This window comes from Bacillus sp. AK128 (assembly GCF_053903075.1).
The window spans coordinates 2,010,194-2,025,072 of sequence record NZ_CP096379.1 but is presented as its reverse complement, the minus strand read 5'-3'; the positions used below and the strand labels follow the sequence as shown (position 1 = coordinate 2,025,072).

Genomic DNA, 14,879 nt, shown 5'->3' with positions numbered 1-14,879 from the left:
TTTTTAATTAGTAGTAGTTCGCCACTAATAGGTTTATATGGTTTTTGAATCTAGAATAAATCAATGAATATATTTACTTCTGCTCACTAAACCACAGTACCACCATAAGATATACTAAAATTGCAGATAGAATTAAAATCCACCAATGCTCTGCTATATCAGAAATAAAGTTCAAGTTCATCCCGAAAAATCCAGTTATTACTGTAACTGGAAGGAAAAAAATAGTGATAGCTGTAATTTTATTATTAAATTTTTCAGTTGCTACAATCTTTTCCTGCTCTTCATTATGATGCATTCTTTGTTCTGCTGCATAAGTATATGACGATAGAGCATCAAGCTCATCATGTAGCTCTTTAAAAAGATCATTTATTCGAAGATTTTCTCTTATCATTTCGTATAATTGCCCGTAATGGGTAATATTAGAAACTTGATTATAGGAACTACGAAGCATAAATCGGACAATTTGATTGCGAAGCTTTGAAATCAAACTATTTTGCTCTTTATAGTTTTCTTCTCCCACTTGCTCTAAATCGTAAGAAAGCTTTGATGCAACAATTGATAAACGCAACAGTGCATACTTTTGATGAAGTGCAAGGATGTAAATATAAAAATATGTTTTCTCTATTTGATGCAAATAACTTGTATTAAAAAACGTTTCCGTTTTAGGGTCATTTGTTTTGGTAATAATATTGGCTAATCCCTCAAGAGAAATTCCCCAATAACTATTATCAAACAAAGGTAGCAAACCAGGATTCTTATCTAAATCTTTTTCTATAATGCTCGGTTTATAGGTTGATTTAAAGCTTCGTCGCAATTGAAATAGATAGGAAGTTAAGAATGAAAAATTTTCTGCTTCAGTGTTAATTTTTGCTGAGCTATATACAAGTGCCTGTGATGGTGTGTTTTTTCCTTCAAAGTAAGATGAAACTTCAAATGGCTGAGACAATTCGTTAATAAGGTTGCCTATATGTACGTTCTGTTCAAAAAATTCATCTTTCCCTATCTTTTTGGTAAAGGATAGATGGTATTCAAATTGCTCTAGTTTTTTTGCATAATAAATAGTTTCTATCAAGGTTTCCATTTTAATCCCTTCTGGAAAACCTAATTTAATTACCCAAAATCCTACATGAGTTTCAAATAAATATAAATCTAAAGAAGGAATACAAAATTCATATTTTTCTTGTTTCGTTTTACAAGTTAACATGTAATCATTTTTGTTTGGTAAACCAAATTTAGAACGGGCTTTTTGGGTCATGGAGAAATAAGAACCTATTGTTTCAGGATGATTCTCACTAGAAACAAGCTTTTCAACATGTTCAAACAAACGTTCTGTTTGTATCTCGTTCCGAACAAAATACTCCGGATTCATCTCTTTAACTAACTGCTTATAATCCTTGTCAAATGAAAATGGTATAATTAAAAATGTAATATATTTTGTAACTTCTGGATGCATAAAGGATCACCTTCTCTATTCAATTTATGGACTTTACAAATAAAGGAGAAGCTGCGAGATTTACAACTTCTCCTTCTTATACATACTAAAATCCACCAAATATTAAACCAAGTACAAATAAAACAACAATTAAGCACCCTAAACAGCTTAAGATTTCTTTTATTTTTTCTGCTTTATAATAATAAATAAATCCTACGATAATACCAACTATTGGCGTTAAGAAGAATGATGCAATTATACCTAATAAGATAGACATTCCAATAGATCCTCTTACCGGATCACTAGAGTTTGTAGTACTTGAGTGGTTTTGATTAGTAGGTTGATAGCTAGATTGTTGGCGAGGAGCCTCTGAATCACCATAATAGATTCTATTTGGATTCATTTTCTCTTCTGCTTCTTCAACCCAATCAGACACATTTGCATCTTGATTACGATTAATCTTTTTAATCAAATAAGTAAGCTCTTTAAACAAATAATGCTCTGTATTAATTTCAAAAGCTACATCAATCATTAAATTTAGTAGCGTTTTTCGTTCTTCAGGACTCTTCGCTAGTGATTCGATCCGACTTACCACTCTACTGTGATAGCGATCATCATTTTTGTGAATCGTTAAAAAGTATAGTTCTGATAATAAAGGAAAATCATAAACTGCTTCACCATGGCTAGATAATTTATTTTCTAGAACTTGGCAAGCTTCATTAAAATTATTTAATTGATAGTGACAATTAGACAATCGTAAATAATAATTGTTTTCAGTTGGGTTTAATTTAGTTAATCTCTCATAAAAGCTAATCGCTCTACTATATTCCTCAATTGAAAAGTATAAGGATGCTAATTGCGAGACATACAGTTCATTCTGAGGATGATCCAATAATAATCTCTTTAAAATTCTTTCAGAATCATCATATCTTTCTTGAAAATAATAACATTGTGCTTGTAAATCTAACACCGTCGGATCATCTGGATAGTCTCTAAGCATATTTTCAATTTGTTGCATAGCGACATGATATTGTTCTCTTTCAAAATATTCTTGTACTTTATCTATATTTTCTTGATACTTTCCTCCACCTTGAATGGATATATCGTATTGTTTTCTTTTTTCTGGCTCTTCTAATGTTTTATATGCTTTATTAATAATTTGAAACTCTTCAGGGTGAGTTTCATTCGTATATTGTCTTATCATTTTAATATAGGCTTTTCTTATTTCTGCACCTGTCGCAGTTTCGGATACACCTAAAATTTCATAGTAATTTTCCGAATTCATGCCATTGCCCCCGCTGTTGTTACTTATTGAACTTCATTTGTATAAATTAAATCTGAAACTTCAAACCAATTATCATTTTGAATAATTTGAAATTTACTTTCGAACTCCTTAAAAGAAGTTGTACCATCTGCATAATAAATATAATATGATTCCATAGTTGTTGCTTCATATGTTTGATCACCTAGATCTTCAACCTGTACTAATTCAAAGTTTACTAACTCTTCAGTAATCCCTTTATCTATCAAATAATTTGTATAATTTAGTTGCTCACTATAACGATTGCTATTATAAGCAAGGTAAGGGTCTACATATGAAAAATCTTGGTGATTTATAGCATTTACACTATCTACAAGGTAATTGTTTAGAAATTGCTCCATACTGAACAAGTCAATCGTCAATTCAGGTCCACTTAAGTCTTCACTGCTTAATTCATTTGTAGATAATAATTCATTCACAAATAATTGCTGCCCTTGCACTCTTAAGTTGTATCGACTCTCAAAGGATTTCTTTTTGGCACTTCCGTCCGAATAGAAAATATCGTAGGTTTCTTCAGTGGTTACCACAATAAATTCTTCGTTAGACTGTATATCTTTTACAAACATACTAATGAATTCTTCGGTAATTCCTTTTTCAAGTAGATACTGAGTATAGGATCGCTGCTCATCTAATTTCTTTCCTGCTGGATCCAAGAAAGGTTCCACTATTGAAAATTCCACAACTCCATTAATGACCTCAACAGACGTTAGAAAGTACTGGTGAAGGAAATCTCCTATTGTTTCTTCAGATGGAATAGTAACTTTAATTGTCTCGGATTCAAATGTGGTTTCCCCAACTGTTGTTTCAGATTCCTCGTCTGTGAATTCAGTTTCTTGGCTAGAATTACTAGATTCTACACTTTCTATTGCAGAGTCTACTTCTTCCTCAACAGTTTGAGCTGGTTCAGCTACCTCTTTTGAAGGTGAGAAGGTCGTATATAGAATGTAAGCGACTGCAATCGCTAAAAGAATTTGCAGAACTGGTTTTTTCTTTTTACCACCTTGATTCGAATGAATTGTTGCTTGAGATTGGTTGTTTGGAACTCCTGTATGAACCGTGTGTTGTTCTGCTGTGTCTGTTTGAACAGGAGGGTGTGGTTTTGTAGTGAAACGGTTTTGTGCACGCTGTTCTTCAAGTTGTGCATCATAGTGAGTACGCTGCTCTTGGTCAGACAAGATCTTATAGGCTTTTGTTAGAAGTTGAAACTCCACAGGATGTGTTTCATTTGGAAATTGTCTAATCTTTTTAAAATAGGCTTTTTTAATATCTGCATCTGTGGCAGTTTCAGATAAACCTAGTACCTTATAGTAATTTTCCGAGTTCATTTCATTGCCCCCGTTAAGAACCTTCTTTATAGATTTCAGTAATCATAAGTCTTTATCATGATGGAGATAAACAAGTATGAACTCATTTATCTCCAGAACATAATTTTAAAGCTTAACCCTCTTGAATTACTTTTACTAGTTTCCTAGCGTATGAAGACGTCCATTCTGCAGGGAACTGCTCTTGTATCTTCAAAAGAATCGCTATAGCTTCCTCTTTATTTCCTTCACGGTAATAAGAGTCAGCTTGAATTACTAATAAATCATCTTGGTAAGGCGATTCTGTAAAGTGTTCAGAATCAGCTAGGAAGAATTGTTGAAACAACTCTGAATCACCAGATAGGCTGCCTAATTGGTTTACGGTTTGAATAAGATAGTATAAGCTATCATCACTAAAGTACTGAGTTGAATCTAGCTGAAGGCTTAACTCTAGCTTTTCTTTTGCGGCTTTATATTGTCCTGTTTTGTATAAGGAATAACCGCTATTAAACTCTTGTCTTGCCTTCTTAGATCGCAAGGAAGGAACATCAAGATTTGCTTTTTCATATAAGTCTTCAGTCGTTTCATACTGGGACACCTTAGCTAATTCTGATTCAAGTTCTTTCTTCAAGTCTTCTTTTTCGGACTCAACACTAGTTAACTTTGATTCTAGCTCAGCAATTTTTTGCTCAAATTGATTTGTACCAGCACTTGCTTCTTCTGATACTGAAGCCACTTCATAATTAGTAGGGATGGACTTCCATTCTCTGCTTGCTACATAGGATCCTCCAATAATTGAAGCAGCAATAACACTAGCTATTAACACAATTTTTCCTTGCTTTCTCTTTTTCTTGCGTTGCATGGCTAATACAGTTGCCTGTTCGCGTTCAACTTCTGTCTTTTCAGCTAGCATACCATCCTTAACAGCATGGATTAATCGCTTAATAGTAGGGGTTTTCTGGATCCAGTCAGGTGATTTTGATATAAACTCAAACCCTTCTTCAATCTTCCCATTTTCAACAAGAACAATAAAAAACAATCTAAACACGTGTTGAGGTAATGGAAAAGATGACTTACGTTGGAATAATGGTGATAAAACAGTTTCTGCTTCTTCAACCTTTTTTTCCTTTACTAAAGATAACGCTTGGTTATAAACAACACGGATTTCTTCGTAGGCTCCTAATGTTGAAAGGACTTGTTCTTTTCTTTCAACAAGTTGAGGAAATCCTACGACATTAACTCGCTCCCAATATGTTAAACCAGCAACTGGATTCCCCATCATGATCTCAACTAAACCTGCAGTCCAATTGGTCTCGGAATGAAAAGGAGCAGAAGCTAAAATGGATTCTAAAATCCATTTAGCTTCTTCTAATCGGTCTTCTTTTACTAATGCTATCGCTTTGTTGTATTTGTTAGATAGTTGTTTCATCATACAACCCCTATACTAATTCAATTAATAGATCTGTTAGCTCTTCTTCGTATTTTTGAACTAAGGCACGATCGTTTTTTTCTAGTGCAATTTTAATATTTTGAAGAAGCGAAATTAATTTTTCTTTTTCAAGCCCATCTACGCTATTTAACATGCGCTCCCCTCTTGTAATAACACTCTTTACTTCTTTGAAAAGCTCAGATTGTTGATAATCTTTTTCAACTTGAGATCTAGCAGCGTTTACTTCTTGTTCAGTCATTGTACCAGCTTGTGTTTTGACGATAGCTGAAGCTTTTCTTCCAGTACTCACAATCGTTGCTTCTACTTGAAGAGTACCGTTAATGTCATAAGAGAATTTCACGTCAATTGCTTCTTGGCCTCTTGATGCAGATGGAATTCCTTCTAGTACGAAGTCAGAAAGGAATATGTTTTGTTCTGTATATTGATTATCACCTTGGAATACATTTACGTTCACACTTGTTTGGTTATCATTAACCGTGTAATATCTTTTGCTTTCTGTAATTGGTATCGTACTATTTCTTGGAATAATTGGATCGAAGAATCCTGGTACTGTTTGTCCGCCTATTTGTCTAACCACTTCTGTTCCAAGTGTATATGGACATACATCGATGACCATAATTCCTTTAGAAGTATCAATTTGACCTGATTTTATACCAGCTTGAACAGCCGCTCCAAGTGCTACAGCTTCATCTGGATTTATATCCTTCTTGGACTTTTTACCAAACTTATCTTCAACAAGTTTTTGTATCAAAGGAATTCGTGTAGATCCTCCCACAAGTAATACTTCATCAATATTTGATACCGATAGGCGGGAATCTTCTAGTGCTTTATCAACCTCTGCTATCGTTTTTAAAGCCATTTCCTTAATTAAATCCTCAAATTCATCACGTGTAATATTCATATTTATACTTATAGGTGCATTATTGTACATGGCAATAAAAGGTATATTAATATTTACAGTCGATTGACTCGAAAGACTTTTCTTAATATTTTCTGCTTCTAGTTTTATTCTAGTCTTTCTTTGATTTATATCTACTTGTGTATCTAAAGTATTTAAATCAATACCTTCTTGTTGTTTGAAATTCTGAATAATCCAATCTGTTAGTGCATTGTCAAAATCAACACCACCCAGATTGTTATCACCTGCACTTGCTTTAACCTCTACAACACCCTCGAAAATTTCAACAACGGATACATCGAATGTACCTCCACCAAGGTCATAAACTAAAATGTGTTGGTTTTTATCTATATTTTCAAGCCCGTAAGCAATTGCTGCAGCTGTAGGTTCGTTAATAATACGTTCTACCTTTAATCCAGCAATTTCTCCAGCCTTCTGAGTCGCTTTACGTTGTGAATCTGAGAAATAAGCAGGAACTGTAATAACTGCCTCTGTTACAACTTCACCTAAAAATTCTTCTGCACTTTTCTTTAAGTATGTTAGAATGTGTGCGGAAATCGTTTCTGGACGGTAACTATCGCTTCCAACAGTTACTTCCTTATCACTACCCATTAACCTTTTAACTTCAGTAACAGTATGTTCTGGTAAAGCTACCATTGAAGACTTTGCGTTTTGCCCTATAATTATTTCACCTGAATGATTGATTTGGAATACGGAGGGAGTTGTACGCCCTCCCTCTGTATTAGGAATGATTTCAGGTTTTTCTCCTTTTAAATAAGCTACTGCAGAATTTGTTGTACCTAAGTCAATACCGATAATTGCCATTATTAGTTCCTCCAAATAGTTTTATAGATTATAAGACTGTTGTAACACTAGCTTTCCGTAGAACTTTTCCTGTTGATTTATCCATAAATCCTCGCTGATGTACTGCAAATACTTGATATTTTTCTATCGAATCTGAAAGCTCGTGCTGTGAAACAGTTCCAATAGTATCCATTGTTTTCCCATCAACTACTTGTCCTAGGACAGGAATTTCCACAATACCATGAGCTTCTAATAACGACATAATCTTTAAAATCGCCTTTTCAATCTCGTTACTCCATTTTGTTTCATTCACTTTTAATGTTGCTTGATAAACTAGATCTAACATATCGAAAATTTCAATAGCAACCAGTTTCATCTGTTGAATGTTTTTCATTGATTCTAACTTAACTTCTTCAATCTTACTTTCTTGATCTTCATCAGACATTTGACCAAACTCTTCTAATTGCTGTTGGAAATCCTGCATGAGCTTATATGTGATACGGTTACTATTCTTAAAGTCACCCTTAATTTGCTCTTGTAATTCTGCTAATGATTCTTGAAGATTAACTAAAAAATTAGGCTGACCTGCCTCGGGGTTATAGTAAAACTCTTCTAATGGCTGAAGGCTTTCTTTTTCTTGTTCAAGTATTTCTTGCATTGTTTCGTTCAAGTTTTTCTCTCCTTCCTCAAAATAAAGGGCTAATTTGTTAATTAGCTGTTGGTTCATTCGATCAAGTTCCTTCTCCCATTTTTCAACCGGAAAGTCTTTGCTTGTAACATGATCTTTCATTGTAATCTTACAGTAATTAATGGAATTGATCGCCCATTCACGCAAGTTTAATATCGTCAATTTTGATACTAGGTTAAAGTATGCAGATATGCTTTTGGCCACATCTAGTAAAGAAAAATCGTTTTTCACTTGTAGTTCAGGATAGATTCGCTTAATTGGTATTACTTTTGGTTCGTATGATATAGATGGTTTGAAATAGTTTTGATGTTGATGTCCGTAAATTCTAATAATCTGTACTGTTTGTCTTTCTTCTATTTCTTCTATACCCAATCTCTTTAAATCTTCCAAAGAAAGTCCTTTAAAATATGGTCCTTTATTAGAACTCAATTTATCAGCCCCTTTGGATCCATTTGGTATTTACCTTTTACTAGATTTTCTGCATCTGACAGTGTGGTCATATTTAACAAAACCATGTTCATGATTATCTTTTCAATTTCATCTAGTTGGCCATATGGGAGGTTCCGTTGCTTACAAGTCACAACATAATTTGCCTTACATAAAATTGCTTCTTCAATGATGTTACGGACTAGTCGACCATTCCCATGACTTTTAGGGTTTTCACTTACTTTTTGGACGAGAATCTTTCTAAAGACCTGGGCAGCTTCATCTGTCATTTGGTACTGCTTTTGTTGGAGCATAATTTTACCGATTTCCAGTAATTCATCAATACTATAATCCTCAAACAGGATATGGCTGTTAAAACGTGATTGTAGACCAGGATTTGATTGTAGGAAACGATCCATTTCATTTGGATAACCAGCTAGAATAATGACTAATTCTTTACGCTTGTCCTCCATTTCCTTCACAATCGTATCAATTGCTTCAATGCCAAAGTCATTACCCTGTCCTCGAACTAGTGAATAAGCTTCGTCAATAAACAATACACCTTCTCTTGCTTCTTTTAATTTCCCTAGTGTTTTTACTGCAGTATGTCCAACATATTCACCAACTAAATCGGCTCGGCCTACTTCCACTAGATGCCCTTTTTTCAAGACGCCCAGCGCTTTAAACACCTTAGCGATAATTCTAGCAATTGACGTTTTACCTGTACCAGGGTTTCCGGTGAATACCATGTGTAGACTAGGTTGCTCTACTTTTAGTCCTTGATCCTGTCTCAATTTATTAAAGATGACTAGATTACAAATCTCTCGGACTCTTTGCTTCACCTTTTCGAGACCAATGTAGGAATCAAGCTCTCTTAATACATCCTCTACTACAGGTTTAGTGAACTCTTGTGACTCATCACTTTTTAAGTCGTCTCTTGCTTCAAGGGCTTTTTCCATTTCATCAATCCACCCGAGAATATAACTTGTTGAATCATTAATACCAGATTTTAAGGTAGCAGTTTTTAGAGAGAACTTGGCTTTTCGTAAGGATGTTTGTACACTTTTGATATTTTCCATAGATATATAAGGCATATGCTCCTTAATCTCTCGACTTACTGATAGATTCTGAACAGCTAATGTACTATGTGCAAATTGTACATAAGGATTTTGATCAGTGTCTCCTACATGAAAGGATATAGAAGATAACCACTCTCGTTCTGCTTCCTCTATATAGCCTTTGCTTTCGTACATTTGAGCTAGTCGTTGATGCCATTTACTTATAAAATGGTAAAATGGTAGAAGGGAATGCTTGTTTTCTAATTGCACTTTTTCAATCAGTCGGTAACATCGAAATAGATGATAATGTACAAGAGAAGTATCTTCAGCTAATATTGCCTCTCGTATTTCTTTATCTAGTGCATTCATCGAATCATGCAACATCTCTAGTCTCGAATGGTCCAAATTGGTCTCCTCCTCTTTTACTGTAGGCCACGAAAGAATTTTTCATTGAGTCGGTAAAGAGCAGGATAACGTGTCTCTAAGCGATCAACTGATCTTTTCAGCGTATAATCTGTTTCCTCAATAAAATCCGCTTTAATAGATGCAAACATTTCTTCTTTTTCATCATCCGAATCAAAATAAATAAGGTAATATGCAACTAATCGTTTCACAGGATGACAAACATCGTAATCATTCTTAAGTCGTTCAAACTCTTCCTGACTCTGAATAGAATCCTTACAAGTTTTCATAGAGTTATTTAAGACATTTTCTCTTGTTTCATAGAGACTTGGATATTTAATAAGTACTCGTTTAATGGATTTTAACGTTTCTTCGGCGTTGTAAAACGAACTGTCGTATAGATTGTCAAAGGTTTTATCTGTATATTCATCGAATTCATCTTCTGTAAATTCATCACCGTGGAGATAAAGAATAAAGATATTCTTCACCCATTTTATAACTTTGTCATCACGCTCAAGTAGTTCAAACTCATCATAAACGTTTGCTCTATTAATGGTTTCTTCAACTAACGAATTGAATTTTTCATTAGGTTCAGAACGCTCCTGTTGAATAAATTCAAGGATCGGTTTTGCATATCCATATAACTTACGGTCATATAAATCAATGCTTAAATCAGTTAAATCTGCCATCATAGAACCACGGTCTGATTCATGCTTATATAGTAGCTTTTTACATAACTCGATAGATTTCATTAATTCTATTTTGTTTCGAAGAGTCACTGAGACCTTAAGTCTTTTTACTAAATAGTAAAAAACGTGAAAGTTTCCAGTTTTCTCTTGACTTGAAATGGCCTGGTCTAATGTTCTAACTGCTTTATTGTCTTCTTTTCTATCTAAATAGAGATCAACTAACGCAAACAATGGGTCCATATTATCAGGAGACATAATGTACATCTTTTTGTATAGCCTAATCGCTTCTTCTTCGAGCCCACATTTTTCAAGAGCTTTCCCATAATTGAGCTGGTAGGTTTCATTATCTGAATCTTCTTGAACAACAATCTTAAATTGCTGAAGTGCTTGATTATATTCTTCTGAAAACAAATAGCTTAATGCATAGTAATTACGTGTATTAGTTAGAGTTGGTACAATCATTAGAATCTCTTTAAATAATCTCTGTGCTTTTTTGTAATCATCGTTAGAGTAGGCTTCCATAGCTTCATTTTGTAACTGTTCAACTAGGTCGCCATGTACCAAGTTTGTTTCATATTCTTTACGAGATTGAGAGTTTCGTAGAGTATCATAGGCAATTCGAATGGATTTAAATTCTTCTGGATATTGGTCAACTGGATATCTTTTAATGATCTTAAAATAGGCTTTTTTGATTTCTTCTTCTGTAGAAGTTGTTTCAATTTCTAACATTTGATAGTATGTTTTGCTCATATCTCTTCACCTCACTCCATCATCTACTTCTTCTTCAGCGCAGACCAATCCTCAATAGAAGGAAATTCAATTTTTTCAAAGGGTTGTGATTCCGAAACTCGATTTAAGCTTTCACTCAACCAAGAGAAAAACTCTTTAAACTTTACCTCGTTTAATACAAGAGGCGGTCTTGATGGTGAAAAACGTTTTAAGATGTCAAGATTTGAATGTTCTCCAATTCCAATTGGAAAAATTGTAAAATCTCCATTTGTCAAACCATTTACGGTATATGAAATTGAATCTTCTATTTCATCAGTGGGTGAACCATCTGATAATAGGACAATCCATGGTTGGTAATATTGAAGGCCGTGAGTTTTATAGAGTGTAACACGGTTCTTTACCAGAGTGATGGCGGACTTCATCGCTTCTCCCATTGGGGAGGTTCCACCAGCTGATATTTTAAATCGGATGGTTGGTTTAATTGGTTGAAACTCTAATACCGTTTTTACATTTTCTCCGAACGTAATAATACTAATCTCTACAGATGCCTTTGAAACCTCATTTTTTAATAGGTCGTTAAAAAGTTGCTGTAGGCCCAGGCGTAATTGCTTAAGTGGATTTCCAATCATTGATCCACTTGCATCTAACACTAAACAAATCGGCAATCTTGTGGAGGGGTTATTAAGTAGTTCCTCACTCTTCAGACTTAAATCATCCACTATTTGTCACTCCCTAGTTCACTTCTAAAGGTAGAAATTGCTTCAAGAAAGCTTGTCTTTTCTGTCCAGTAAAGCTTTTTCTCTTTTGGTTTGGATTGTTCGACCTTCGATGGTTGCTTAATCGTATAAAGCTTATAGCATCTCTCGCATAATGGATTTGGATTAATTTCGGTAATCCTTTTATACTCATTTTCTGAAATACGTAAGTATGATTTACAAGCCATACATTTAGCAAAGACCTTTTTCCCAGTTATTTTATCCATTTCGATAATAAAAAGGTCTGTAGGCAGTTCTTCATTCTTTAAACTATCACGATATAACCTTATACCTGTTTCCCAAACCTCTATAGGGATTCGCTGGTTCTGTACAAAGGTTTCATAAAAGAGCTGCTGTAGATGGAAAGGTAGACTTGCCCAAATTAATGCCCAAGGACTCTTTTCATAATTCGGTATGAACGAAGGGTGAAAAGGAAACTCAAAACGTTTATTTATAACATGCTCTGCTTTTGCGTTAGAACCTTGGAAGGTATATGGCATTCTTCCTGGAAACAAGATAGCAAATAAAACAACTGCCACTGAGTAATAATCATGTTCTTTTGTTCGTAATTCTTCTTCATTTTTAATTAGTACCTCATGTGGAGTGAAATTCACTAAAGAACGGTCAATGCGGAAGGTATTTATTTGATAGCCATCAGTATTAGTCAATGAAATATTTTTTTCGTTTTTAACAAAGACGTGGTCTAAATCGACACTCCCCAATATAATCCCATGGTCATGAAGCTGTCCTACTGCTCTTAAATAGGAAAGGGCTAATTCCACTAAATGCTGTCTATTCCATTCCGGAAATAATTTCACTAAATTAGACTTTGTTTTCAGTGCCTTTTGAAGTGAATTTCCCTTTGCTTCCTTCATAACATAACCAAGAAACTGTTTATCTTTCGTAAAAACAAGGTCTGTTGGCCAGTTAACCTCTTGAATATGAACTGGAATCGAGAGCATGTCCATAAGTTTTAGATACATATTGGGGCTTAGCCTCTGTTTATGGAAAATCTTACACACAAGTCCCTTCTTTACTCTGTAAACCGTGCCATCTTCACCAGCACCAAGTTCTTCGCCGATGGTCAATTCGCCATGTCGTAGCGTTTGAATTGTATCACCTAGTTGAACCTGGATATTGTTCCTAACGTTTAAAGGGTATTTAGTCAAAAGTGTTCTATCAAAGACCGGCTCTCTACTAAAGCTTGGTTTATTTTTATAATGAAATAAAACAGGCTGTTGGTTGGGTTCTTTATCAAAATCCCATTGATAGGTAGAGCCATCTTCTTTTATCCCAAATATTAGACATTCTTTGTTATCTACCGCTTTTTGGTCCCTTAAATGAAATACATCATCAGCTAACTTTCGATCTCTAGTAAATAAGCAGAATAAATAGCGATCATTATATTTTTGAAAGACGTAAAGTATGGTCTTATCATTTACATCCGGATCTTCTTTATCGCCTAATACTTCTGCTAGGCCTGCTCTAATATAAAGATTAATCATTCTTGAAGCAAATTTCGCTCGTTTTCTTGTTTCCTTATTTGGATCCTTTGATTTACGTATCACTTCTTCAATCACGCGATAAGGGATCTTTGTTGTTGCTTTTCTTACAAATAACGCTTCTGGAAGGGCCTTAGTTAAAAAATCCTTTGAAGGAGGATACATCCATACACAGGTATCAATAAAGATACGATACTGGTTGGTTATTTTTAATAGATCAATTGAATTAATAGCTATTTTACTCATCTACAACTCTTCCCAGCCTTTTGTATTTGGATGAACCGGTTGACTATGAACTGGCTTACGATCCATTTTTACTGTTTTTCGTTGTTTTATCTTCCGGTTTGTGCGTTCCAAGTATTGAATTATCAAATTAATAGAGGAAGATTTCTGGGACCAGAATAATCCAACAATAACTGGAATCCATCCATATTTTATGCTAGACATGATTCCATCTCTAGAGAAAATTCCTTCTAATGTTATAACTACTCCATTATCAAGACCTTTATAAAAAATCAAAAGTTGAATGAACCAATAAGTAAACACAAATCCTATTAGAAATCGAACACTCATTTTATAATAGTTTACTAACAACAGAATTAGTAATGGTGCTATTAAAACAAAGTAAAAATTCTCTATGCTAAAATACTCTTTTATAAACGTACAACCAATAAATGTCACCATTGCATATGCAATGGAGGAAAGTATTATTTTATTTGCTATAAAAGACCGGTATATAACAATAGCTAATAACATATAGATCCCCGCTATTTGTATTCCTTCAGCAGGTTGTGAATCATTTATAACTACAAGGATAAACGGTATTCCTAGCCAGACTAATAATTGGGCAATCTTCGTTGTCTTTGTTACCCCATAATATGGTTTAGTTTTAGAAAATAAGTAGATAATGGCAGCTGTCATGAATAAAAAATAAATGTGATTTATAACAATGTTATAGTTAGCATAGCTAGCTAATATTGTATAAATTCCTGACCATCCATTTGTAAACGCAAAATAAAACAATAGGACCCAAAAGCCTACTAAAAATCCTGTTAATAAAGTACTTGGGAAATTACTAAACAAGACGACAAAAAATAGAATAAATGGCAGAAAGAAAAGTAGTTTCATGTCTCCAACATTCGGGTAATAATAATACAAAATAGCAAAAGATAACAGACTATATCCAAAGGCTGCAAACAAGGAGTTTGCTTTGGCCTTTGAAAGAAAGTTAAAGCCATGGATGCTTATAATAAAGATTGTTGATAACATATCGATGGCATATCCATATTGAAAATATAAATATAGATAACCGAAGCTTAATACGAATAATATGCGGTCAATGGATTGGATCGCTCTATGCTCAATAAAGCGCATTTTCTTAAGCTTTTCCATATCTCACCTTCCATTTCATGTGGTTTTTATAA

The 14,879-nt window shown here is 34.1% G+C and carries 11 protein-coding genes; all 11 read right to left on the bottom strand.

Features of this window, described 5'->3' with window-relative positions:
• Positions 1-73: 73 nt before the first annotated feature.
• Complete coding sequence (locus tag M1D60_RS10095; protein WP_456279028.1) at positions 74-1,453, bottom strand: CorA family divalent cation transporter; 1,380 nt, start codon at positions 1,451-1,453, stop codon at positions 74-76.
• An 85-nt stretch (positions 1,454-1,538) separates the two neighbouring features.
• Positions 1,539-2,717: a J domain-containing protein gene (locus M1D60_RS10090; protein WP_456279027.1), complete on the bottom strand. Its 1,179-nt coding sequence runs from the start codon at positions 2,715-2,717 to the stop codon at positions 1,539-1,541.
• Positions 2,718-2,740: 23 nt separating this feature from the next.
• Positions 2,741-4,078 carry a J domain-containing protein gene (locus tag M1D60_RS10085; protein ID WP_456279026.1) on the bottom strand — a complete coding sequence of 446 codons (1,338 nt, stop codon included), beginning with the start codon at positions 4,076-4,078 and terminating at the stop codon, positions 2,741-2,743.
• A gap of 112 nt (positions 4,079-4,190) precedes the next feature.
• Positions 4,191-5,486, bottom strand: a complete 1,296-nt coding sequence (locus M1D60_RS10080) for a tetratricopeptide repeat protein (RefSeq protein ID WP_456279025.1) — start codon at positions 5,484-5,486, stop codon at positions 4,191-4,193.
• 7 nt (positions 5,487-5,493) lie between these two features.
• Entirely contained in the window at positions 5,494-7,227 is a 1,734-nt protein-coding gene (locus tag M1D60_RS10075) for an Hsp70 family protein (protein ID WP_456279024.1), read from the bottom strand.
• Between the two features lie 28 nt (positions 7,228-7,255).
• Positions 7,256-8,323, bottom strand: a complete 1,068-nt coding sequence (gene grpE / locus M1D60_RS10070) for a nucleotide exchange factor GrpE (RefSeq protein ID WP_456279023.1) — start codon at positions 8,321-8,323, stop codon at positions 7,256-7,258.
• Positions 8,320-9,783 (bottom strand): AAA family ATPase, encoded by a 1,464-nt coding sequence (locus M1D60_RS10065; RefSeq protein ID WP_456279022.1) that lies wholly within the window; start codon positions 9,781-9,783, stop codon positions 8,320-8,322. Before M1D60_RS10065 ends, grpE begins: the two co-directional genes overlap by 4 nt.
• A gap of 17 nt (positions 9,784-9,800) precedes the next feature.
• The gene (locus M1D60_RS10060) at positions 9,801-11,219 is read right to left on the bottom strand and encodes a tetratricopeptide repeat protein (RefSeq protein WP_456279021.1); all 1,419 of its coding nucleotides are present in this window, start codon (positions 11,217-11,219) and stop codon (positions 9,801-9,803) included.
• A 23-nt stretch (positions 11,220-11,242) separates the two neighbouring features.
• Entirely contained in the window at positions 11,243-11,917 is a 675-nt protein-coding gene (locus tag M1D60_RS10055; protein ID WP_456279020.1) for a vWA domain-containing protein, read from the bottom strand.
• Complete coding sequence (locus M1D60_RS10050) at positions 11,917-13,701, bottom strand: PIN domain-containing protein (protein ID WP_456279019.1); 1,785 nt, start codon at positions 13,699-13,701, stop codon at positions 11,917-11,919. Before M1D60_RS10050 ends, M1D60_RS10055 begins: the two co-directional genes overlap by 1 nt.
• Positions 13,702-14,847, bottom strand: coding sequence for a hypothetical protein (locus tag M1D60_RS10045; protein WP_456279018.1), 1,146 nt, complete (start codon positions 14,845-14,847; stop codon positions 13,702-13,704).
• Positions 14,848-14,879: the final 32 nt, after the last annotated feature.

Excerpts from the sequence above, each read along its gene's own strand:
- M1D60_RS10090 (WP_456279027.1), bottom strand. The coding sequence starts at position 2,717 with ATGAATTCGGAAAATTACTATGAAATTTTAGGTGTATCCGAAACTGCG.
- M1D60_RS10045 (WP_456279018.1), bottom strand. The coding sequence starts at position 14,847 with ATGGAAAAGCTTAAGAAAATGCGCTTTATTGAGCATAGAGCGATCCAA.
- M1D60_RS10095 (WP_456279028.1), bottom strand. The coding sequence starts at position 1,453 with ATGCATCCAGAAGTTACAAAATATATTACATTTTTAATTATACCATTT.
- M1D60_RS10075 (WP_456279024.1), bottom strand. The coding sequence starts at position 7,227 with ATGGCAATTATCGGTATTGACTTAGGTACAACAAATTCTGCAGTAGCT.
- M1D60_RS10085 (WP_456279026.1), bottom strand. The coding sequence starts at position 4,078 with ATGAACTCGGAAAATTACTATAAGGTACTAGGTTTATCTGAAACTGCC.
- M1D60_RS10060 (WP_456279021.1), bottom strand. The coding sequence starts at position 11,219 with ATGAGCAAAACATACTATCAAATGTTAGAAATTGAAACAACTTCTACA.
- M1D60_RS10050 (WP_456279019.1), bottom strand. The coding sequence starts at position 13,701 with ATGAGTAAAATAGCTATTAATTCAATTGATCTATTAAAAATAACCAAC.
- M1D60_RS10080 (WP_456279025.1), bottom strand. The coding sequence starts at position 5,486 with ATGATGAAACAACTATCTAACAAATACAACAAAGCGATAGCATTAGTA.